1 pseudogene is annotated in these 1,874 nt (G+C 42.7%); it reads right to left on the reverse strand.

The annotated features are described in order from the left end of the window. Positions 1–160: 160 nt before the first annotated feature. Positions 161–1,705: pseudogene (locus AC2VE5_RS26565) on the reverse strand (TonB-dependent receptor plug domain-containing protein); the annotation flags it as partial. Between the last annotated feature and the right edge of the window lie 169 nt (positions 1,706–1,874).

The following is a 1,874-nucleotide window of genomic DNA, read 5'->3' on the forward strand; positions in this document are numbered from 1 at the left end:
GGCAGCAAGGGATGAAGTTTCTGCCATTGAGCATCATTTAGGTCACCACGATGTAGCGGCATAGAAAGTTACTCCCGTTAGTTTTCAGATATTAGAATCTTCATATTCTCACTTTCTTCCCACTATATCTAATGTCCCTTTTGAGTTTGCAGATACGCCCTAGCCCAATATTTGCCCATTGACCGTTTTGAATGCCTAGGCGATTTCTTAGACTACTACCAAAATAGGTAAACTGCCCAGTTAAATTGCGAGAAATTTGCACGTCAACTCCCGCAGTCCAAGAAGTTCCAGTTTCTGGATCTAAGTCCCGGTTAGGTAGCCAGTTATGGACGGTATCAAAAACATACAACTGATCAGTGCCAGGATTGCGTTGCACTTCTACCCAACTACCACGTAAAGCAATATTGCGACTAGCTGCCCACCGCAGCCCGACGCTAGGATTTAGATAGTTGCCAAACTCGCTACTAAAGTTCTGTCTTAGACCAAAATCGGTCTGAAATGTATCGGTAATTTGCCAAGTATTCAAAGCAAATAATGCCGTATGAAACCGATCTCTAGCTTCTGATTCATTGAAAGCCGTGCGATTGGGTGCGGTACTCAATACATCACCATTTAGATCGCTTGATTGCAAATCTACTCCCCAATGCAAGGTATTATTTGCAGTTAGCTGCCACTCGTGGTCTACCCTAGCATTGACGGCTTGATAATTGAGCGTCCCCGTGCGGTAATAGATGTTTTGCGTTGGACCGTAGGTATTAAAGTAATCTTGATTGTAGGAAAGGGTGGTATTTAAAACTGAGTCGTCGCTATTACCGAGCAAAGTTTTCCAAGCTAAACCAACATTAAATACATCATGGTCTAGTCTATCTCTTTGCAACGGAAAACCAAAATACAATAAACCTCTACGGCTGCTAATTTTGTAAGCATCCAAGCTCAAAGTATTGCGAGAATTTATATCTATTCCCAAGCTACCAAAATAATTGCTAGTTGCCGTATCGCCATTAAACAAAAACCCTTCAGCATCCCGATTTGCCGCACCTTCTGGCACTCGGTAGCGGTTTTCTGCGGAGTATTCTTCGTAGCCGAGGTTAAACCTTGCTGAACCCAAAGAACCACCATAACTAGCCCGATACTGCGACTGCTCAAAATCACCAAACTCTGCTGAACCGTTGAAAGTAGGAGTTTGTTGCCCTTGTTTTGTAATACAGCAGTTCTCATTCCGATAAAGTACAGCTTTAGGATTTAATTACTGTGAGGTCATGCTTAAGGTGTACTGCACTCAAGTGCGAACCGCTATAATATTAACAACTCCACCAAAGGCTTCGGAACCGTACAAAGTAGAACTTGTCCCGCTAGACAATTCCACTCGCTCAATCGCACCTACAGGAATGCTATTTAGATCTGTAGCACCGTGATAAGTGTTGATATTAGGGTTGATTGGTCTACCATTGAGCAAATACACTGTTTGATTGATAGAGTTGCCGCGAAAGTATGTACCTGTATGGATATCTGCACCAAAACCAAAATCATTAATCGCAAATCCAGGTAATCCCCGCAAAGCTTCTGCTAAACTATTTGGATTTTGCTGGATAAGTTCTTCCTCGGTGATTTCGTAGACAGGAGAAGAAGTTGGGGTAAATGTATCTCTTTGCCCCTCTACTTCTAAGAGAATTTCGTCAGCATCTTCCGTTTCATTAGGCTCTATTTCGTCATCAGTGGGACTAACTTCTGTTGAGTCAGGAAGCTGATACCAAGTTGCGTTCTAACAAAGTAGCTATAGAGGAGGGAAGAAAGTTAGAGAGCGAAGACGGTCTGGGTCAGCACAAAGTTCTAATAGACCTAAGCTAAGTTCATCTTCAACCTTGTCCAAAGAT

This window comes from Aliterella sp. E5.1 (genome assembly GCF_057473825.1).